At 62.0% G+C, this 19,697-nt stretch carries 17 protein-coding genes; 12 read left to right on the top strand and 5 right to left on the bottom strand.

The window, feature by feature from the left end; genetic code table 11:
* Position 1: 1 nt before the first annotated feature.
* On the bottom strand, positions 2-5,350 hold the full coding sequence (locus A5892_RS02335) for a two-partner secretion domain-containing protein (RefSeq protein WP_064121425.1): 5,349 nt from the start codon (positions 5,348-5,350) through the stop codon (positions 2-4).
* A gap of 70 nt (positions 5,351-5,420) precedes the next feature.
* Entirely contained in the window at positions 5,421-7,094 is a 1,674-nt protein-coding gene (locus A5892_RS02330; protein WP_082890224.1) for a ShlB/FhaC/HecB family hemolysin secretion/activation protein, read from the bottom strand.
* Positions 7,095-7,429: 335 nt separating this feature from the next.
* Here A5892_RS02330 and A5892_RS02325 point away from each other — a divergent pair, with 335 nt between their 5' ends.
* From A5892_RS02325 to A5892_RS02285, 9 genes are all read left to right on the top strand, one after another.
* Entirely contained in the window at positions 7,430-8,449 is a 1,020-nt protein-coding gene (locus tag A5892_RS02325; RefSeq protein WP_064121424.1) for an arginine N-succinyltransferase, read from the top strand.
* A 37-nt stretch (positions 8,450-8,486) separates the two neighbouring features.
* Complete coding sequence (gene astA / locus A5892_RS02320) at positions 8,487-9,506, top strand: arginine N-succinyltransferase (protein ID WP_064121423.1); 1,020 nt, start codon at positions 8,487-8,489, stop codon at positions 9,504-9,506.
* A gap of 244 nt (positions 9,507-9,750) precedes the next feature.
* A complete protein-coding gene (locus A5892_RS02315) occupies positions 9,751-10,341 on the top strand; it encodes a helix-turn-helix domain-containing protein (protein ID WP_064121422.1) in 591 nt (196 codons plus the stop codon).
* A 94-nt stretch (positions 10,342-10,435) separates the two neighbouring features.
* Complete coding sequence (locus A5892_RS02310) at positions 10,436-11,101, top strand: amino acid ABC transporter permease (RefSeq protein ID WP_064121421.1); 666 nt, start codon at positions 10,436-10,438, stop codon at positions 11,099-11,101.
* An 18-nt stretch (positions 11,102-11,119) separates the two neighbouring features.
* Positions 11,120-11,908, top strand: coding sequence for an amino acid ABC transporter ATP-binding protein (locus tag A5892_RS02305; protein WP_064121420.1), 789 nt, complete (start codon positions 11,120-11,122; stop codon positions 11,906-11,908).
* Positions 11,909-12,745 (top strand): substrate-binding periplasmic protein, encoded by an 837-nt coding sequence (locus A5892_RS02300; protein ID WP_064121419.1) that lies wholly within the window; start codon positions 11,909-11,911, stop codon positions 12,743-12,745.
* 37 nt (positions 12,746-12,782) lie between these two features.
* A complete protein-coding gene (locus tag A5892_RS02295; protein WP_064121418.1) occupies positions 12,783-13,865 on the top strand; it encodes an arginase family protein in 1,083 nt (360 codons plus the stop codon).
* Between the two features lie 4 nt (positions 13,866-13,869).
* Positions 13,870-14,319 carry a M20 family metallo-hydrolase gene (locus A5892_RS02290; RefSeq protein WP_150123456.1) on the top strand — a complete coding sequence of 150 codons (450 nt, stop codon included), beginning with the start codon at positions 13,870-13,872 and terminating at the stop codon, positions 14,317-14,319.
* Positions 14,316-14,495: a hypothetical protein gene (locus A5892_RS02285; protein WP_064121416.1), complete on the top strand. Its 180-nt coding sequence runs from the start codon at positions 14,316-14,318 to the stop codon at positions 14,493-14,495. Before A5892_RS02290 ends, A5892_RS02285 begins: the two co-directional genes overlap by 4 nt.
* A gap of 15 nt (positions 14,496-14,510) precedes the next feature.
* Here the strand turns inward: A5892_RS02285 and A5892_RS02280 are convergent, their stop codons facing one another.
* The 3 genes from A5892_RS02280 to speB form a co-directional block, all read right to left on the bottom strand.
* Complete coding sequence (locus A5892_RS02280; RefSeq protein ID WP_064121415.1) at positions 14,511-15,443, bottom strand: 2-hydroxyacid dehydrogenase; 933 nt, start codon at positions 15,441-15,443, stop codon at positions 14,511-14,513.
* On the bottom strand, positions 15,440-16,228 hold the full coding sequence (locus A5892_RS02275; protein ID WP_082890223.1) for a class II aldolase/adducin family protein: 789 nt from the start codon (positions 16,226-16,228) through the stop codon (positions 15,440-15,442). The genes A5892_RS02280 and A5892_RS02275 overlap by 4 nt, the downstream gene beginning before the upstream one ends.
* Before the next feature lie 202 nt (positions 16,229-16,430).
* Complete coding sequence (gene speB / locus A5892_RS02270; protein ID WP_064121414.1) at positions 16,431-17,393, bottom strand: agmatinase; 963 nt, start codon at positions 17,391-17,393, stop codon at positions 16,431-16,433.
* A gap of 179 nt (positions 17,394-17,572) precedes the next feature.
* On the opposite strand from speB, the gene A5892_RS02265 reads away from it, so the two are divergent.
* The 3 genes from A5892_RS02265 (at position 17,573) to A5892_RS02255 (ending at position 19,532) form a co-directional block, all read left to right on the top strand.
* A complete protein-coding gene (locus tag A5892_RS02265) occupies positions 17,573-18,955 on the top strand; it encodes a sigma-54 interaction domain-containing protein (protein ID WP_064121413.1) in 1,383 nt (460 codons plus the stop codon).
* A 75-nt stretch (positions 18,956-19,030) separates the two neighbouring features.
* On the top strand, positions 19,031-19,282 hold the full coding sequence (gene relB, locus A5892_RS02260; protein ID WP_223302773.1) for a type II toxin-antitoxin system RelB family antitoxin: 252 nt from the start codon (positions 19,031-19,033) through the stop codon (positions 19,280-19,282).
* Positions 19,266-19,532, top strand: a complete 267-nt coding sequence (locus A5892_RS02255; protein ID WP_064121412.1) for a type II toxin-antitoxin system RelE family toxin — start codon at positions 19,266-19,268, stop codon at positions 19,530-19,532. Before relB ends, A5892_RS02255 begins: the two co-directional genes overlap by 17 nt.
* Positions 19,533-19,697: the final 165 nt, after the last annotated feature.

Below are 19,697 nucleotides of genomic sequence, written 5' to 3'. Positions count from 1 at the left end.
TTCATTCCTTCCAAGTTGAAGTTGGATTAGCCCTTACAATATAGCCATTGTCGCCCACACCAATTGCGATATATTTCTTCTCTCCCATGTAAACAATCTCATAAACAGGTGCAGTTCCATTTTTTCCAACTATTTTATCTTCCTTTATTGCTGCCATTATCACATAAGGTATGTCATTTACAGGAATGCCCTTATCTGCAAACTGGCTAGCATGCCTTTCAATAATATGTGCTAACCCTGAACCTCCTTCTCCTCCTTTTCCCGCTTCTAAGAATACAATTCTATTACTGTTCGTTCGAGCGATATCTACGATACTTTCTGGTGTATGCTTCACACCTCCTTTCGAAAGCTCATCCATTAGTTTCGCAGGGGTGTCGGCAACTGATGAATAGCCTACCGAGATTTTGGGCGCACGCCCTGCGATGCCTGTTCCTACTCTTTCTATACCTCCTACTATAGAAGCAAGTGCCGCTGTTTCAATGATAAGCTTACCGGCCTCGACACCGGATGCATAGGCGCCATCCAAACCGGCCCGTTCGTATCGGGCTTCCATGGTCTGGATATTTTCCTTTATTCTTGATAGCTCGCTACTACCAATGACCGACGCGCTACCTAAGATCCCCTCTTCGCTGTAAAGCTGCTTCAAGGATGCCCATATATCACCGGCATTGCTCACCGAACCAATGATACCTTGCGCTAGCTCCAGCAATGACTCGGGCACCGCGGTGATAACACCCGCCGCAAAGGCACCGTCCTGAGATTGGCTCAACAATCCCCAGCGTGCCTGAATGAGAGCCTTCTGGACCAACCCGCTCGCCTCATCCAGCTCTTTTTCCATCAACTCCTGCTGATGATGACTCAAATAATTGTAGCGAAGGACACTCTCACTGCTATTCGCCCCGCTGTACGCCCCCTTCGCATCCCCGGTAAAGACGGCGCCAGCGACCCCCCCAAATGCACGAGCGATTTGCTCTTGCTGGTGGGCTTTGCGATCCCATTCCTCAGCCTTGACCGCGTTCTCGCCCATAGAGATGGCCATCAGCTCCGCCGCTAGCGCGCCGGCTACCGCGCCTTTGGCACTGCCGTTGCCAATCTCCGCGCTCAACCCTGCGAGTACCGCGTGCGAGAGCGCCTTGCCACCGCTACCGAGGATCTCACCATTATCACCGATCAGCTTGGCGCCTTGGGCATGAACCTGGACGCCGATATTACCCATCAGTGCGGTGGTGAGCTGTTCCTTGAAGCTGCCACCGTATAGCGTCTGTTCTACACCCGCGCCGATCAAACTCTGGCCGGCGACGCGCTGGGCCACCTTGTGCCAGTCTCCATCGTTGAGCACCGGCAGGCGGGTCGAGCTGGGTGTTGGCGATTGATTCAGCAGCCGTTGATCGAAGCCTGCCATCGCTCCACCAACCAGCATCGAGGCGGCGATCGATTTGACCGCTTCGCTTTTACCCAGCGTATCCAGGGTCTTGGACAGGTTGCCTTGATTTTCAACCAACGCCACAGCGGCTTGCGAGGCCAGCGCGGTCATGCCCGAGGCACCGGCACCGTACAGCACCGCTTGCGTGGTACCGGTCGCACCGGCGGCCAACGCATTGCCTGCACCCGCAGCGAGCCCATAACCTGCGGTCACTGCCGCGACCGCAATAGCGATCACTGCGGCAACGGCGGGATTCAGGCTTTTCTGCTGATGATTCCAGCTGGCATAAGCATCCTGGACCACATTCCACTGGACGTTTTCTTCGTTCTTCAACGCCTCGAGCCATTCGGTGCCTGGGGTAGCGCTCAATAGATCCAGTGCTTGGTCGAGGGTCTGGCCCTGCTCCTGCTTGATGGCGGCGGTAATGCCCTGGGCCGCATCGACGGTCAGCTTTCCGCCGACGTTGACCACGGGTAAACGCCAAACGTCCTGCTGATAGCCCTGATCAGCGTGCTTGATGTAGAAGCCTTTCGATTGAGTGATCCGCTGTTCGAACTGGCTATCCTTGACCGCCTCGAAAATCACCCGGCCGTTCTGGCTGGTGAGGTTGGCATTCTCTCCAGCGCTGATCCTGCTCGCCTGATAAGTGCTGTCATCGCGGCTGAGCAGCTCGATGTCCTTGTCGGCGATGAATTCGACGACCTTGTGATTGACTTCACTTCTGGTATGCGTCGTGGTTTTTTTCTTACCATACCATTTACGTTGGGATGATTTTTCTTGGCTTTGAGCGGTTTCCTCCATCGCTTGTGCAAATAGGAAACCGCCCTTTGCCGCTCCCTGAATATGCTGACCCGATGTCAATCGACTCCCTTGAAATAATAAATTCCCATCGGTAATGAGAAAGATGTCTTTCCCAGCGTTGAGCTTGGACTCGATTTGATGAGTACTTTCTTGTTTATTCTCGCCCCATTTCCAGTGATGATAATGATCCGTCTTGATGGCGTGGAGTGAAAGTGGCCCGTGGGCCGATATGGATATCGTCTCCTCGGCATTAAGATCGGAAGCATAGAGATCTGCCCTCCCCTGGGCCGTCAGGGTAATATTACGAGCCGATATTTGGGTGGGAAGCAGCTGTTCGTCGATCCAGGTTTTTTCCCTGTAAATCTTGTCCTCTCCGTACCAAGACGTATTACCTTGATGTTTTTCAACCGTATAACCCGTCGTATCGAGACTCATGTCTCGCCCAGCCAGGACAATGACATTTTTTTGGCTTCGCACATCACCACTCTCGAGAGAGATATCTCGTCCCGCACTGATGAGAATATCGGACCTCGCGCTCAAGATGGGGGAAATAGCTTTCAGGTCGTCCTGACTATATTGTTTTACATCATAAGGGTCAAAGTATCTTTTGTATTTTTCATCATATCCCAACATTTCCAGGTCTATATCTTGACCTGCGATCAGCGATACGTTCTGGCCTGATGATAGCCGCGCTCGAGGTAGCTTTATGGAACCCCCTGCCGTAATGGTAAGACTATCGTCAGCGGAAATTTTATTGACGCTATCGATGCCTTGCTTGAACCACTCGCTTTGGGTATCGTCGCTGTTCATGCCGGCAATATTGTCGCTATTGAACACGTCGTCGGTAAACTGTGTGACGACGTTCCCAGTAGCATGAATATCGATGTTCCGACTCATGATCGGATGCTGATCACTGATCGTTACATTGCCGCCTGCATGGATATCCAAACCTTCGGATGCATAAATCTGTCCACGACGATGCTTCCAATCGATATCGAGATACCTGACGACAGGATCACTGACTAAACTGATGTCTCCTTGACGTGTCAACAGAGAAACGCTTTTTGCCTCCAGTTCACCACTATCTACCGTGATGCCACGAAGGGCGGAGAGAATGATCTCATTACCCGCTTTTACGAGGTTTTTTTCGAGCGTTATGTCGTTCCCGGCAATAACGCTGAGGGTGTCGTCCGCCTGAAGGGTACTCGTCAACTTGATATTATCGCTGTTGAGCACTATCTGCGCGGCCGAAAGTGATGTCGGGGATCGATACTCTTCTTCCCACTGCGTCCCTCGTGAGAATGGATCATCCACCTCACTGACGATTTCTCTCAATCTTTCAGCATTAGCCGGGATCGGCGTTTCGATATTAATCGCGTCTTGAAAGTCTGCGACCAATTTTCCTTTCGCTATGATTTCTGCGGGGTAAAGAACCAGAGGATTCCAGACCTCAACCACGCCCTCATGACGATAAGCCGGTCCCTCCACCGGAGCATAACTACCGAATGTTCCTATCTGCCCTTCGGTCCGTGTGATATTAGAAAATTTTTTTCCCGCAAGGTAAATATCTTTCTTGGCAGTGACGCTACTGGCATCATTGATAAGCTGATCCGCATTGATATAAAGATGCCGACCTGAGGCGATCATCGCTCTCTTCTTCGGCACATGGTCCAGGATCCTTTCATTCTTTTCTAGGACATAGGTGCTCGCTAGCAAGGGAGGAGGTCCATCAGGATCCATCCAGTCATCGGTCCGATCGGGCTCCCAGAACTGATCACCCCTATAGGTAACGAAGTGTGTAGCACCCTCGAACGACGCTTTTAGATTATCGGGTATGGCATCTATCTGATATTCTGCGAGACCCTCTTCCTGAATCGTATAGCTCGACATACCACGACTATCGATAACATCCTCATAGCGACTATTGTCTTTTTCCTTCGCTTCGTTCTCGACGACCTCCCCCCGAATCACTAAATCCCCTTTCTCGGTCTTGATCGTGCCCGACCGATTGAGTATCTCGGCGCTCTTTTCTCCTTGCGCATCACCCTGTATCCATAGATTTTGCCTCGCTTGCAGCAGCGCGCGATCACCATGGTTATCGACGCGCTCGGCGAGCACACGCATATCCCGCTTCGCCACGATCCGGCCCTGATTGTCCAGTTCCGGGGTGACCAGTGTGATGTCTCGGTTCGCACCGATGGAGCCTTCTCTCGCGACCACTAGCTGCGCCGCACGCACGTTGAGATCCGTCTGCGCCCTGGTCTGAGCAACGCGCAGTGTGCCGTTGGCATCCAGGGTGATCTCGCCGGTACGACTCTGCACAGTGCCCAGATTGACCCCAACGCCTTCTTCGCTGGCGATCAACCGGATACGGTTGGCATACATGCCTCCGAGGGCCTTGGTATCGATCGCGAGTGCTGGTTTGTTACCTTCCTGAGCAATCGGCGTGGTCGTACCCTGTTGATAGTCGATCTGGTTGGTGCCCAAGGTCACATTCAACTGCTGCGCCTCCAGCCTTCCCTGAAGATCAGCGGTGCGACTGATCAACTCGACGTAATCCTGGGCGCCAGCGTCCATCCCACGCTCGCCGATCGTGATCGTGCCTCCTAGGACACTCAGCGCATTCAATGCGCCTTGCTTGTCGAGCGTCGGCTTGCCGGTGGTCAGGGTCACCCCTGGTGCATTGACGAAGCCGCAGCCGTTGCAAGTGATGCCGCGCGGGTTGGCGATCATCAGGTTCGCCTGATCGCCAAACACTTCGAGCTGGCCATTGAGCTCGGAGCGGCTCCTCCCAGTCACCTCATTGATGATCAGCTGTGCCGCCTCACCATTGAACCGAGGATTGGCCCCCAACTCGCCGGCCAGGGCAGATTGTCCGGCGCTGGTAGCGTTGTTCAGCACCGCCCCCTGTTCGCCGACGTTGAACTCCTTGAAGCGATTGTGTGAGATACCGCTACCGTTCGGCGCGGCGATGTCGATCACCGGCACGTCGCCATGTGGCATGATCGTCGTCCGGGTATCGGTCGGAGTGATGCCGCCAGCCCACAAAGGCTCCAGCGGTTGAAATACGAAAACGCAGACAAGCCCCCAGCTGGTGGCTTGGCGCAGACGGGTATTGAGATTCATGAATGACGATTCCCTGCGATTTCTAATTGGTTTTTCTGTTTTGGTTTTTTGCCGCTGCGAACGCAGCGATTCATAGCCTGAGTGCGAGCTGCCAATAGCTGACCCAGGGGTCCACCGCCATACCGTGTGGATGCATCAGCGGCTTGCCCAGCGTGAGTGACTGCCGCAGCCGGGTCCCGTGCAACGACAGGGATACGGCAGTCCCGAGCAGGCTACCGCCTTCCCCTCTTTCGGTTTCTCGCTCGATCCAGCCGCCATCCATGGCTAGGGTGAAGGTCGGCACGCCCAGCACAGGCAGAGGCTGGGCCGTCCAGTCCAGTTGGTGGCGCCAGTAGGCGCCTCGGTTGCCGGTCAGGTATTGCGCCTTGAAACCACGCACGGAGTACTCGCCACCGATGGCGATCCGTTCGCTGGGATAAAGGTCGTCGGCGGTGGCCTGGCCATAGAGAGAGGTGAAGTAGTCCAGCCTGGGCGCTAACGGGCGGAAGAAGCTGGCCGAGAGCGTGGCCTTGCGAGCGGTCACTGAGGGCATCCCAGGCTGTCGTGCGCCGGTAGCGCCCAGGGCATCGATCCCCTGGGAAACGCCGGGGGAGAGCGTCAGATAGCCGCCGGCCCAGGTCGTGGCATAGCTCATGCCAAGCGACAGCGTGGTGAGCGTGGGACTGCTCACCTCCAGGCGCTGCCCGGCAAGCGAGGTCTTGGTATCCCGTCGGCTGAGCGCGGCGCTGATGCCGAGCTTCTGCCGGCCATCGCGGTAGAGCACACGGCCAAGCTGCACACGATGGCTCTGGCTCACCCCGCGATACCGCCAGTTGCCTTGGCCGAGATGAATATCCTGGAAGTAATCATTCCAGGCATAGCCATAGCCGAACGTCCAGTAGCCATAGGGCAGCGATGTTCCCAGCGACACATTGCGGCTGCGCCGGCTGGTGGCAAGGTCCGTGTCATGTCCCGCATCGAGCGTCCACTGATCGAACCACCCTAGCGGGGCATCGAGGGCGAGGCCTATCCAGGCTTGGGTCTCGCCGGTGCTTTCCTGGCCGCTGTTGTCCATTCCAAGGTCCAGCCGCCCTGGCTTCCTGCGTTCGACGCGATGCAGCTCGATGATCGAGTGGCCAGGACGCGTCCCTGGCTGAATGTCGATGGTGACTTGCTGGGACGGTAGCCGGTTGATCTGCTCCATGCCCTGCTCGATATCGCGCAGATTCAGCACCGCGCCGACGAGGCCGGGAAACAGCGCGGCAAGATTCGCCGATCGTTCGCCATCGAGGCTGATGGCCTCGATGCGACCCTCCTGCGCCAACAGCTCCAGTGCTCCGTCGCTGACGTCCTGCTCGGGAACGATGACCCGCGAAGTAACGAACCCTTGAGCGATGTATTCATTGCTGGCCACACGTGCCAACTCGAGCATTTGTGCAACGCTCAGGCACTGACCCTGAAGCGGGTCGCTCCATTCTCGTCGCCGGCTTTCCGGCAGGTGATCGACGCCGCGCCACTCAAAGCGCTGAATGGTGAAACAAGGAGCCCCCTCAGGCGCCTCCATCGGTGTCGCCTCGGGGTTGATCTCGATGCTCCGTTGCAGCGATTCGCGCTGCCGACGCGCGTCATCCAATAGTGATCGCTGGCGCTGCTCGATGATGTCCTGGTCGATGGGGCTGGTCTGGGCGTGCGCTGCACTTGCCACGGCCGATAAAAAACAGGCGAGCGCCATCCCCCTCGATGAAGAGGCCATACGATTCGACATGCGGTGATTCCATCAATTGAGCAGAAGGGAGATCGAGCAGTAACGCTACCGCCAAGCTAGCGGAGGATGGATCCTAGCGAGCAACCATAAAGAGAAACATTCTCATTAAAGTGCTAGAGGATACATTTCGTTACTGCCTTATACAATCCTCACGCCGCCATTCACGCCAACATTGCCAAGTGCATCAAGCACATGTGTGAGTTCGAGTGCGATTCATTCCAAACGAGAGAGATGGAGAATGGACGCACGTCACCTCGCGCGGCCTAAAATGGTGAACACCCCTTCTCGGCCAGCAACGGCGAGAATGATTCATCCCCTAGCCCAGGAGCCGTTCGATGAGCGCATCGCCTGCACGCTACCTGCTGCGCCCGGCCGATGAGGCCGATCTGCCGGCGCTCGGGCGTTTCAAAGCGGCGGCGAGTCCCGGGGTCGATGCGCTGCCTGGCGATGACGAGCGGCTCGGTGCGTTGCTCGAGGCCTCGCTAAGGGCTTTCGCTCTCGATGGGGACGAGCGCGGCGGTACTCATCTGTTCATGCTCGACACGCTGGCGGGCGAGACGGTGGGCTGCGCCGGGCTCGAGGACGTGGGTGAGCGGATCGAGCCGTTCTACAGCCTGCGCCGGGATACCTTCGTCCATGCGTCGGTCGCGCTCGACAAGCGCAGCCGGGCGAGTGCGCTGAGCGTCTGTCACGACCTCGCTGGCGCTACGCGATTGACCCGTCAGCACCTGGTTACCACGGACCCGCCATTGCTCGAACTGGCGCTGCGTGGGCGGCTGGCGTTCGCTGCCTGCCATCCGGGGCGGTTCGCGGATGAATTGGTGGCAGAGCTGCCGGGTATGGTCGATGCGCGCGGCCGTTCTCCCTTCTGGGAGGCGATCGGGCGGCACTTCTTTGGTGTCGAGCTCGAGCGCGCCGAGCAGCTGTGCAGCCGTGGTGATCGGCTGTTCTTGTCCGAGCTGCTGCCGCTCTATCCGCTCTATGAGTCGCTGATGCCGGCGTCGGTGCGCGAGGCGATCGGGGTCAGCCACCCTCGCGCCCGCGCCACCGAGCGGCTTTTGCTCGAGGAGGGGCTGGAGAAGAGCCGCTATTTCGATGTCTTCGACACCGGGCCCAGCCTGGTCGGGCGCTTCGCGCGGATGCGTACCCTCTGCGCCAAGCGCACGCTGGAACTGATGAAGATAGAGCAAGCATCGATCCGCGCGCCCGAGCGGCTGATCAGCAACGCCCGGCTGGCCGGTTTTCGCGCGATGTTCGCCGCGATCGACGAATTCGCCCCTGGGCAGGCCCGGCTCGATGCGCAGAGCGCCGCGGCACTGGGCCTGGCGCCGGGCGACCGGCTGACGGTCGCATGAGCCGCCAGTACCGCACCCCACCAAAGGAGCGCGCGCGATGATCGTCCGCCCGGTTCGCCAGCAGGATCTCGATGCGCTGCTGCGGCTTGCCCGCAGTGCCGGCACCGGCTTGACCTCTCTGCCCGCCGACCAGCACCGCCTCGCCCAGCGGGTCGAGGCGGCCGAGGCCAGCTTCGCGGGCCGGGTGCCACGTGAAGAAGCCGACTATCTGTTCGTGCTCGAGGACGCCCAACGTTCTGAAGTGGTCGGCATGTGCGGCATCGAGGCCACGGTCGGCAGCCATGAGCCCTGGTACAACTATCGGGTCGGGCTCAGCGTCAGCGCCTCGAGCGCGCTCGGGGTGACCAGCCGGCTGCCGATCCTGTTCATGTCCAACGACCTGTGCGGATGCGCGGAGCTCTGCTCGCTGTTCCTTCACCCCGACCATCGGCGCGGGCTCAACGGCCGGCTGCTATCGAAATCCCGCTTCCTGTTCCTGGCCGAATTCCTCGACCACTTCGGCGAGCGGTTGATCGCCGAGATGCGCGGGGTCAGCGACGAGCGCGGTATCTCGCCCTTCTGGGAGAGCCTCGGGCGCCATTTCTATGCGATGGACTTCTCCGCCGCCGACTACCTCACCGGCACCGGCGAGCGCTCGTTCATCGCCGAGCTGATGCCGCGCTTGCCGATCTACACCTTCATGCTCTCGGCGCAGGCACAGGCGGTGATCGGCAAGGTGCACCGCCATACCGCGCCTGCGCTCAAGATGCTCGAGGAGGAGGGACTGCGCTACTCGGGCTACGTCGACATCTTCGATGCCGGTCCCGTGCTCGAGGGCGATATCGCAGGCCTGCGCAGCGTGCGCGAGAGTATCACCGTGCCGCTCAGGGTCGGCCCCGCGGGTGAAGACGCAGTGCCGTGGCTGCTCCACAACCGCCGGTTCGCCGACTGCCGGATCACCGCCGCCCCGGCGAAGCTCGAGCAGGGCAGCCTGGTGGTCGATGCGACCACCGCGCTCGCGCTTGCCCTGGACGACGGCGCGTCGGTGCGCGCCGTCGAGCTGTTCGACCGACGCTGAGCGCCGCCTCGCGCCAGATCGGCCCACTCCCCACCCGTGCACGCGCCAAGACCGTGCAGTTTTTAAGCTCGATACCTCTGCAAAGCGCCGGATCACCGGGCATCTCATCCTGGCATGACGATTGCTTTCACTAAAATCAAGTTACTTGACTGGGCATACAAGACTTTCCCCAGCTGGCGCTCACTTGCCTGGAAGGAAACCGTCTCTATGCCGTCGTCATTCAGTTAGCGCGAGGCAGTTATCGATGAGCATTACCGATACCGGGTCGGCACACTTCGCCGATCTCGACGGCGACGAGCTGGGCGCGCGAGTGCGCCATGCGCGCCTGGCGCACAAGCTGACGCTCAAGGCGGTGGCCGAGAAAGCCCACTGTTCCGAAAGCCAGGTGTCGAAGGTCGAGCGCGGCCTGGTGATGCCATCGCTTGCGATGCTGCATCGCCTGGCGATGGCGGTGAACACCAACGTCTCCGATCTGATCGGTACGGCCTCGGCAAGCGGGCCGATACTGCGGCAGGGGGAGCGCCTGGTCTCGGAGTTCGATCCCTCCAACGGCGTGCGCCTGGAACGGCTCGACGGCGCATCGCGCGGCAGCCTGCTCCAGGCGCACATCCATATCATCCCGCCCGGGGCGAAGAGCGATGGGCAGATCAACCACATCGGCGAGGAGGTCGGCTACGTGCTCGAGGGCACCATCCTGCTCACCCTTGGCGACCAGGCGCACGTGCTGAACCGCGGCGACGCCTTCCACTTCTCGAGCCATGAGCCCCATGGCTACGAGAACATTGGCGAAGGCACCGCGCGGATCCATTGGGTCAATACGCCCGCCACCTTCTGATTCCCACCACTTCGAGTAGAGCAAAGCCCAGAGCCAGTCCATCGATATACCCAGCCCTCCAAGCGACAACGACAACTAACGCGAGGACGCATCGATGCAGTACGAATGGCAGTTCCACCTCATCTACGACTACTGGCCGGTGTTCGCTCGAGGAGCGCTGGCGACGCTCGAAATCACGCTCGGCGCCACCGTGCTGGGCCTTCTCATCGGGCTGCCGGTGGGCGTGATGCGCACCGCGCGCTCGCTGTGGCTGCGCCTGCCGTTTTCGATCTACGTCGAATTCTTCCGCGCCACGCCCGCGCTGGTGCAGATCGTCTGGCTCTACTACTGCTTCCCGATCCTGTTCGGCTTCAAGCTCGACGCCACCGCCACGGTCATCGTCGCACTCGGCATCCACTCCGGCGCCTACATCGCTGAGATCGTCCGCGCCGGGATCAACGCGGTCGACCGTGGCCAGTTCATGGCCGCCCGAGCGATCGGCATGCCCTACATCAAGATGCTCAGGCGAATCATCCTGCCGCAGGCGATCGAGAAGATGATCCCGCCGTTCATCAACGAGTTCGCCAACCTGATGAAGCTTTCGACCCTGGGTTCGATGATCGCCGTCTACGAACTGCTGCAGGAGTCGAACAACCTGATCGCCACGATCTATCGCCCGCTCGAGGTGTACACCTTCCTTGCGCTGGTCTTCTTCATCATCACCTTCCCCTGGATCTGGCTATCCAGGCGACTCGAGAACCGCATGCGCCAAAGCGCCTGACCCCTGGGAGGCTTCATCGTGCTCAGCATCAAACGACTGACCAAGGCCTACGGCGCGCACACGGTGCTCGACGAGATCGACCTCGAGATCGCCACCAAGGATGTGGTAGCCGTCATCGGCCCCAGCGGCTCGGGCAAGAGCACCTTGCTCAAGTGCATCAACTTCCTCGAGCCCTACCAGCAAGGAGAGGTGCGCTTCGAGGGCCAGTGCGTCGGCTACCGGGAGGCAGCGGGCAAACGCCGCGAGGCCTCGGACCGAGTGATCAACCGCCAGCGCGCGCGCATCGGCATGGTGTTCCAGAACTTCAATCTGTTCGGCCACATGAGTGTGCTCGACAACCTGATCGAGGGCCCCACACAGGTCCTCCATGAACCCAGGGCGAGCGCTATCGAGCGGGCCGAGCGGCTGCTCGACAAGGTCGGCCTGCTCGACAAACGCGACCAGCGTCCCTCCAGGCTCTCCGGCGGGCAGCAGCAGCGCGTGGCGATAGCCCGCGCCCTGGCGATGCGCCCTAGCCTGATGCTGTTCGACGAGCCGACCTCGGCGCTCGACCCCGAGCTGGTCGGCGAAGTGCTGGCGACGATGCGCCAGCTCGCCGAGGAAGGCATGACCATGCTGATCGTCACCCATGAAATGGAATTCGCCCGCGAGGTCGCAACGCGCGTGGTGTTCATGGAGGACGGCCGGATCGTCGAGGAGAACGCCCCCGAGCGGCTGTTCGTCTCACCGGAAAACCCAAGAACACGGGCATTCCTCGCCCGCGTACTGCGTCATCACGGCCACCACAACCATAACGGAGCCCGCTGAATGAAACGCCTCAATCTTCTCTTCACCACCGCGCTGATGGTGCTGACCATGCTCGCCAGCGCCGCGCCTGCGCAGGCGGCGGGTGAGCTCGCCCGAATCACCCAACGAGGCGAGCTGCGCATCGGCTACGTGCCCTCGCCGCCAGGCACGGCCAAGGACCCACGCAGCGGCGAGCTGACCGGCTTCTACGTCGATATCGCACGCAACATCGCCGACCAGATGGGGGTCGAGCCGGTTTTCATCGAAACCACCTGGGCCAACTTCGTCGCCGGCCTGCAGTCGGATCAGTTCGACGTTTCGATCGCAGCCACCTTCGCCACGGTCAAACGCGCGATGGCGGTCGACTTCACCCGTCCGCTTTTCTACCTCGGCAGCGTGGCGATGGTCGGCAAGGACGACACCCGCTTCGATTCGATCGAGCAGATGAACGATCCCAGCGTGCGCATCGCGGTGATCCAAGGCACCGCCGCCGAGGACTTCGTCCGCCGCTCGATCCCCGAGGCCCAGCTGGTCTCCCTGGCCACCGGCAACCTTACCGCCGGCTTCATGGAGGTGGTCTCGGGGCGTGCCGACGTGAGCTTCGAGGACGCCTTCACGGCCTCTCAATTCGCCGCGCAGCAGCCCAGCGTCAAGGTGCTGTTCGCCGACGATCCGGTGTTCTTCCTGCCGATCGCCTGGACGGTGAAGCAGGGCAACTCGGCGCTCAAGTCCGTATTCGACATCGCTCTCCAGGACCTGCTGATGTCGGGTCAGCTCGACCGCATCGTCGGCGCCTACCTGGAGGGAGGACGCTTCGTCGACCAGCCCAACCTACGCGACTTCCCGGCGAGCCTTTGACTGCGATCACCCCGAACTGCGATGAGGAGAACACCAAATGCCGCACTACCCCAGCTGGGAACAGACCCTTGCCGGCAAGCACTGGCGCAGTACCCACTTCCCAAGGATCAGGGAAGACATGCCGACCTTCCTCGGCGTGCCTTATGCGATTCGCGATGAGGACCTGGAGGGCGCTGACGTGGTCATCATCGGCGCACCTTTCGCCGCCGGATGGGGCAAGAAGTACAGCGGCGTCGACAAGGCCGATTGGCTCACCGCCACCACCAGGATCCGCCAGCAATCGATACGCTATCGCGGCGGCTACGTGCAGGAGTTCGATCTCGACATCTTCGAGCACCTCAAGGTCGTCGACTACGGCGATGTCGATCTGCCGCTCGAGGCCAGCTACGAAGGCACCGTCGAACGCATCCTCGAGGCCCAGGCCGCGGTCGAGCGCAAGGTCCGGGCAGCGCTCGACGCGGGCGCGGTGCCGCTGGTGGTCGGGCAGAACTCACCTTGCGCCTCCTACGCCATCGGCCGTCCGGTCGCCGAGCGCCACGCCGGGCCGATCGGGATGGTCAGCCTCGATACCCATTGGGATGCGTGGCCCTACGACTGGGCAACGATGAGCCCGCACATCGCCGGCTCGACCAACTGGAAGGACAAGCTCTACCGCGACTGCCCCAACTTCAGCATTCCCAACCTGGTCGAAATCGGCGAGCGCGGCATGCTCGAAGACCCCGAAGTGGTCAGGCGCTTCGTCCGCGAGGGCTGCAACTTCATGCCGATGTGGAAGATCCGCACCGAGCTCGGGATCGAGGGGGTGATCGACAACCTCGACCAGGCCTGGAGCGGCACCGACGCGGTATATGCCCACTTCGACATGGACGTACTGGGCGGCGCCGGGCCGGCCGAGGGCGACCTGCTCGGCGAGCTGGCCGAACCGATCGGGATGACCGATTACGAGGCGATTCGCATCGCTCATGAGGTCGGCAGAAGAGGCTGCGCCGGGCTTTCTTTTTTGTGCATTCCGCCGGGCTCGGCGGTGATGTACCGGGTGATCGTCTATGCGATCACCTACTTCCTTGCAGGCCTTGCGATGCGCAAGGCGACGGCCACGGATGGAGCGCGCGGAGCCTGAGCCGATGAAGATCGTCACCGACAACGTGATCAACGATCTGCGGGCGCTGGCGAAGATCGGCGCCAGCGGCGCGGGGCTTACGCGTATCGCGCTCTCGGACGCGGACATGGCGGCCCGGCGCTGGCTGATGGAGCGGATGTCACAGGTCGGGCTCGAGCCGCGCCTCGACTCGGTCGGCAACGTCCACGGCCGGATGCCCGGTGTCACCCAGGCGGTGCTAGTCGGCTCCCACCTCGATAGCGTTCCCGGCGGCGGCTGGCTCGACGCATGCACGCGGGTGGGCCTCGACGGGCGGCAGCCAGAGACGCTCGAGCGCGAGCGCTACCTCGCCTATTTCGAGGCGCATATCGAGCAAGAACCCAGGCTCGACGCCGGCCGGGCGGCGCTGCATTTCGCGGTGGAGTGCGAACGAGCGCTGGCCGAGGCGGATGGTCAACGCCCGCCGCTTCGATGAGCACTTCCCCAACCAGTGCCGCGCGCACCGCGCGGCCGGCCCAGGGCGGCTGGAGCATCTTCGTCACTACCTGGCACAAGAGCGAGATCAGGACCGCGGCGGCGTATCGCAACGTGCTCAGCGGCGTGCTCGAAGCGCCGGTGCCGGTGTTCTGGGCCCTCGACAAGCAGGACTGAGTCGAACCTCGCCGCTCAGTAGCCCCGCGACGGATCGATCCGGTTGAGCAGCGCCTCGCCCCGTTCGAGCCGGTGGATGTTGGCGACGACCTGGGCGGCGATGGTGTCGAGGCTTGAGGCGGAGGCCATGTGCGGGGTGATGATCACCCGGTGATCCCGCCACAGCGGGTCATCCTCGGGCAGCGGCTCGCGTTCGAAGACGTCGAGCAGCGCGCCGCGCAGCTGGCCCTGGTCGAGGGCGGCGCGGAGATCATCGCGAACCAGGTGCTCGCCGCGGCCCAGGTTGATCACCGCCGCATCCCGGGCGAGGCGGGCGAAGGTCGCGCGGCCGAGGATGCCGCGGGTCGCCTCGGTGAGCGGCAGCAGGCAGACCAGGATATCGAGGCCGTCGAGAAAGGCGTCGAACGCCTCCTCGCCGGCGAAGCAGGCCACGCCATCGAGGTGCTTGGCGCTGCGCGCCCAGCCGCGCACGCTGAAGCCCTGGACCGCGAGCGCTTGGGCGGCGTGGGCACCGAGCGCGCCGAGGCCCATCACCCCGACCCTGCAGCCACTGGCCTCGCGCTGCACCGGCCAGTGCCAGCGATGGCGGGCGCGATCGGCGAATACCTGATCCAGGCGACGGTGGTAGTGGAGCACGGCCCAGAGTACGAACTCGGTCATTCCCAAGCGTTGGTCGGGGTCGACCATTCTGCATACCGGCACCTGCGCCGGCAGGCTCGGGTCGGCGAGCAGGTGATCACAACCAGCGGCGATCGAATGGACCAGCCGCAGCCGGGGCAGCCGGGCGAAACTGCCCGGCGGCGGATACCAGCACAGCGCGATTTCGGCATCATCGGGCGCCTCCCCCGGCGCCAGCGTCACCACCTCGAGCGAGGGATCGACTCGCGGCAGCCGCGCTGCGAGCGACGAAAGCGTCGCACCGCGGCCAACCAGTGCGACTCGGGTCATGAGCAGTAGTCCTCGCGCTGATCATTGATCAGCTCGAGCGCGGCCTGCCAGGCAAGCTGGGCGATCTCCTGCTCGCCTTCATCCTGGAACTGCTCGGCGGTATGGCGGCATACCTCCTCGCTCGGCAGGTTCAACGGCCGCCCGCCCGCGAGGGCCTGGACCTGGGCCTGGCAGGCACGTTCGAGGAAGTAGATCTCCATGAACGCACAGGCGACGTCAGCACCACCGGCGAGCAGCCCGTGATTGCGCAGGATCATCGCATTGTGGCTGCCGAGATCGCGGACCAGGCGCGCTCGCTCGGCGATGTCCAGCGCGATGCCCTCGTACTGGTGATAGGCGAGATGGCCGTAGAACTTAAGCGCATGCTGAGTGATCGGCAGCAGCCCTTCGACCTGGGCCGCTATCGCCATCCCGGCGGCGGTATGGGTGTGGATAACGCAATCCAGATCGGGTCGCGCGGCGTGGATCGCCGAGTGGATAACGAAGCCCGCGACGTTGACCTTCGCTCCTGGCTCGAGCGCGTCGACCACCCGCCCTTCGTGATCGATCTTGACCAGGGTCGAGGCACGCATGCGTTCGAACGGCACGCCATAGCGATTGATCAAGAAGTGATCAGGCTCACCCGGCACTCTGAGCGTCAAGTGGGTGTCGATCAGGTCGGTCATCCGATAGTAGGCGATGAGCCGATAGAGCGCGGCGAGCTGGCAGCGCGCCTCCCACTCGGCGCCACCGACCCGCTCGCGCAGCCGCGCAGCCTGCGGGGTGAAGGTGAATTCGGCACTCATGATGCCTCTCCTTGGTCACTAGCGATGGTTTGGCCCCCCGGTCCGGCTGGATGATGCTGAACAGCGCGCCGAGCAGTGGCACCAGCATACCGCCAACCAGCGGCTCATAGGCGACGAGCAAGGTGTGCTGATCGAAAGCGACAGCGCAGTCACCACTGGCCTCATTCGTCGATATCGGTGTGTGGTGGAAAACGCGAGCGGGCTAGCGGCGCTTCACACCCGGCAGGATGCAGAGCATCTCGAACAGCAGGTTGGCGGCGACTACCGCGGTCTGGCCGTGGGGGTCGTAAGGCGGCGAGACCTCGACGAGGTCGCCACCGACGATCTCGAGCCCGTGGGCGCCACGGATGGTCTCCAGCGCCTGGGGAATGGTCAGCCCGCCGATCTCGACCGTGCCGGTACCCGGGGCGTAGGCGGGATCGAGGCTGTCGATGTCGTAGGAGAAGTAGACCGGCCCGCTGCCCAGCTTGGCGCGGACCTCGGCCATCAGCGGGGTCAAGGACTTGTGCCAGCACGCCTCGGCGGGCACCACCATGAAGCCTTGGTCGCGGCCCCAATCGAACTCATCGGCGGCGTAGCCGGTGCCACGCAGGCCGATCTGCACCGTTCGCTGGGGATCGATCAAGCCCTCCTCGACCGCGCGCCGGAACGGCGTGCCGTGGGCGATCTTCTCACCGAACATCTGGTCGTTGACGTCGGCGTGGGCGTCGACGTGGATCAGCCCGACCGGCCCGTGCTTCTTCGCCATCGCCCGCAGGATCGGCAGGGTCAGGGTGTGATCGCCGCCCAGCGTCAGCGGCACGCAGGGATGGGCGAGAATCCCATCGTAGTGGCGCTCGATAATCTCGACGCTCTTTTTCAGATCGAAGGTGTTGATCGGCACGTCGCCGATGTCGGCGATCTGCAATGACTGAAACGGCGCGGCCCGGGTGGCCATGTTGAATGGGCGCAGCATGCGCGACTCGTCGCGGATCTGGCGCGGCCCGAAGCGAGTGCCGGGGCGGTTGGACGTGCCGATGTCCATCGGGATGCCGACGAAGGCGACGTCGAGCCCGCGGGCATCGGTCTGGGTCGGCAGGCGCATCATCGTCGCCGGGCCGCCGAAGCGCGGCATTTCATTGCCACCGAGCGGCTGGTTGAAACCGTGGGAGGTCGAAGCGGTCATGGCAGGTTCCTGTATTTGGTCTTGTTGTTCTTATCCAGCAGGAAGCGTGCCAATTTCAGAACATTTTAAAATCAACAAGTTATGAAGATAACGATGCGAAAATGTATCAGCGACGGGGTTTTAACGATACGTTGATGAATCACCGATCCAATAATGAATCGAATCACCGGGAAGGTGCCATGCCGACCACCGTAGCATCCATCGACAGTGCGACGCTCGAGGTACTGTTCGAGGCCTCGCACGATCACCTGGTACTGACCGACGCCAGCGGGCGGATTCTCAGCGCAAGCCCTAGCGCCTGCGCGGTCTATGGCCTGTCGATGCAGGCGCTGAGCGAAAGCAACGTGCATGCGCTCGAGGCCCAGGGCGTGTTCGCCCCCTCGGTGACACGCAAGGTACTGGCGAGCCAGCACGCCGAGCAGGTGCTGCAAACCACGCCCACCGGACGGCGGGTGCTCGCCGAAGCCTATCCGGTGCGAGTCGACGGCAGGCTGGTACGAGTGATCAGCCGCTCGCGCGACCTCACCGACCTCGAGCAGGAGTACGCCGAGCTCCAGCGCCAGCTCGATGCGCAACTGCGCGAACCCGAACAGCCGCCGACGCTCGAGGGGATAGAAGCCTCGAGCCCAGCGATGCGCCGGCTAGTGACACTGCTGGCGCGGGTGGCCGCCACCCGCGCCAGCATCGTGCTGCTCGGCGAATCCGGGGTCGGCAAGACCACTTTGGCCCGACAGGTGCACCGCCAGAGCGAGCGGGCCAATGGCCCGTTCGTCGAGGTCAACTGCGCAGCGATCCCGGAGACCCTGTTCGAGTCGGAGATGTTCGGCTATCTACCTGGCGCGTTCAGCGGCGCCGCACGCCAGGGCAAGCCGGGCCTGCTCGAGCAGGCCGACGGCGGCACCCTGTTCCTCGATGAGATCGGAGAACTCGGTCTCGGCATGCAGTCCAAACTGCTCAAGGTGCTCCAGGACGGCATGGTGATGCGCCTGGGCGATACCCGTGCGCGCCAGCTGGACTTCAGGCTGATCGTCGCGACCCATCAGGACCTTGCCAGAGAGGTCGAAGAAGGGCGCTTCCGGCTCGACCTCTACTACCGGCTCAACGTAGTGCCCGCCTGGATACCGCCGCTGCGCGAGCGGCGCGAGGAGATTCCCGCCCTGGTCGAGCGCCAGCGCGCGCGGCTCAAACAGCGCTACGGCCTGGACCTGTCGCTGGACGCACGCCAGTGGGGCTACCTGATGAGCCACGCCTGGCCCGGCAACGTACGCGAACTGGAAAACCACCTCGAACGCCTCTGCCTCGCCGGAGACACGGCTCTCGCGCCCTCTTCCCCGCCGACTGCCGACCCAGCCCCGCCACCCGTGCTCGACGAGCTCGAGACCGACAGCCTCGATCTCGCCACCGCCCTGGACACCACCGAGCGCCGGCTGCTCGAACGCGCGCTTGCCCAGGGCGGTGGCACCCGCGCCATCGCTCGCCGTCTCGGCATCAGCCAGCCGAGCGTGGTGCGCAAACTGGCCAAGTACGGGCTCAACGCCAAGCGTCCGGATGCCGATGAGTGAGAGAGCGAGGCGATGCGGCCCGCCCTCGTGAAACGCACAAGCACTATCACCGAAGACCAGAAAAGGATACATTGAATGCATGTATTCATTGACTTCGAGCATGACATGGCCACTAGCATTCGCCTACCGATCGAGACGGAACAACGCCTGAACCACCTGGCCGAGGCCACCGGACGCTCCAAGGCCTTCTATCTGCGCAAGCTGATCGAAGACAACCTCGACGAGTTGGAAGATGTCTATCTGGCGGAGCGCACCCTGGAGCGCATCCGTCAGGGTGAGGAGGAGACCCTGAGCCACGAAGCGTTCTGGCATGAAGTGGAAGGTTGAATACGCCAGCTCGGTCCAGAAGGAGATCCGTCGGCTGGACCCGCAAACCAGACAACGCATCCGCGCCTATATGGAGCAGCGGCTGATGACCATCGCCGACCCGCGCCAGCTCGGCAAACCGCTGAAGGGCCAGTTCTCCACCCTATGGCGCTACCGGGTAGGTGACTATCGGATCGTCTGCAATCTCGATGATCACGTCTTGACCATCCTTGTACTCAGAGTGGCCCACCGTCGGCAGGTATACGACTGATCTTCTTCCTTGATGCCCGGGTGACTCGCTTGCTTCGCCCAAGCAAGGCGCAGCCGGCGGCGGCGCGGCCGTGGTTCGACACGGGCCTCCATGATGGCTCGCAAGATGGCTCAAGTCGGCGAAGGCCCGGCTCACCACGAACGGATGGGGTTGGGCCACAGGTCG

Origin of the sequence: Halotalea alkalilenta (assembly GCF_001648175.1) — a bacterium.
In the GTDB taxonomy this organism is placed as follows: domain Bacteria; phylum Pseudomonadota; class Gammaproteobacteria; order Pseudomonadales; family Halomonadaceae; genus Halotalea; species Halotalea alkalilenta_A.
The sequence above is the reverse complement of the archived record's forward strand: the minus strand, read 5'-3'. Positions and strand labels throughout refer to the sequence as shown.

Coding starts and splice junctions, on each gene's coding strand:
- A5892_RS02335 (WP_064121425.1), bottom strand. CDS start 5,350: ATGAATCTCAATACCCGTCTGCGCCAAGCCACCAGCTGGGGGCTTGTC.
- A5892_RS02330 (WP_082890224.1), bottom strand. CDS start 7,094: ATGTCGAATCGTATGGCCTCTTCATCGAGGGGGATGGCGCTCGCCTGT.
- A5892_RS02325 (WP_064121424.1), top strand. CDS start 7,430: ATGAGCGCATCGCCTGCACGCTACCTGCTGCGCCCGGCCGATGAGGCC.
- astA (WP_064121423.1), top strand. CDS start 8,487: ATGATCGTCCGCCCGGTTCGCCAGCAGGATCTCGATGCGCTGCTGCGG.
- A5892_RS02315 (WP_064121422.1), top strand. CDS start 9,751: ATGAGCATTACCGATACCGGGTCGGCACACTTCGCCGATCTCGACGGC.
- A5892_RS02310 (WP_064121421.1), top strand. CDS start 10,436: ATGCAGTACGAATGGCAGTTCCACCTCATCTACGACTACTGGCCGGTG.
- A5892_RS02300 (WP_064121419.1), top strand. CDS start 11,909: ATGAAACGCCTCAATCTTCTCTTCACCACCGCGCTGATGGTGCTGACC.
- A5892_RS02295 (WP_064121418.1), top strand. CDS start 12,783: ATGCCGCACTACCCCAGCTGGGAACAGACCCTTGCCGGCAAGCACTGG.
- A5892_RS02290 (WP_150123456.1), top strand. CDS start 13,870: ATGAAGATCGTCACCGACAACGTGATCAACGATCTGCGGGCGCTGGCG.
- A5892_RS02285 (WP_064121416.1), top strand. CDS start 14,316: ATGAGCACTTCCCCAACCAGTGCCGCGCGCACCGCGCGGCCGGCCCAG.
- A5892_RS02280 (WP_064121415.1), bottom strand. CDS start 15,443: ATGACCCGAGTCGCACTGGTTGGCCGCGGTGCGACGCTTTCGTCGCTC.
- A5892_RS02275 (WP_082890223.1), bottom strand. CDS start 16,228: ATGAGTGCCGAATTCACCTTCACCCCGCAGGCTGCGCGGCTGCGCGAG.
- speB (WP_064121414.1), bottom strand. CDS start 17,393: ATGACCGCTTCGACCTCCCACGGTTTCAACCAGCCGCTCGGTGGCAAT.
- A5892_RS02265 (WP_064121413.1), top strand. CDS start 17,573: ATGCCGACCACCGTAGCATCCATCGACAGTGCGACGCTCGAGGTACTG.
- relB (WP_223302773.1), top strand. CDS start 19,031: ATGCATGTATTCATTGACTTCGAGCATGACATGGCCACTAGCATTCGC.
- A5892_RS02255 (WP_064121412.1), top strand. CDS start 19,266: ATGAAGTGGAAGGTTGAATACGCCAGCTCGGTCCAGAAGGAGATCCGT.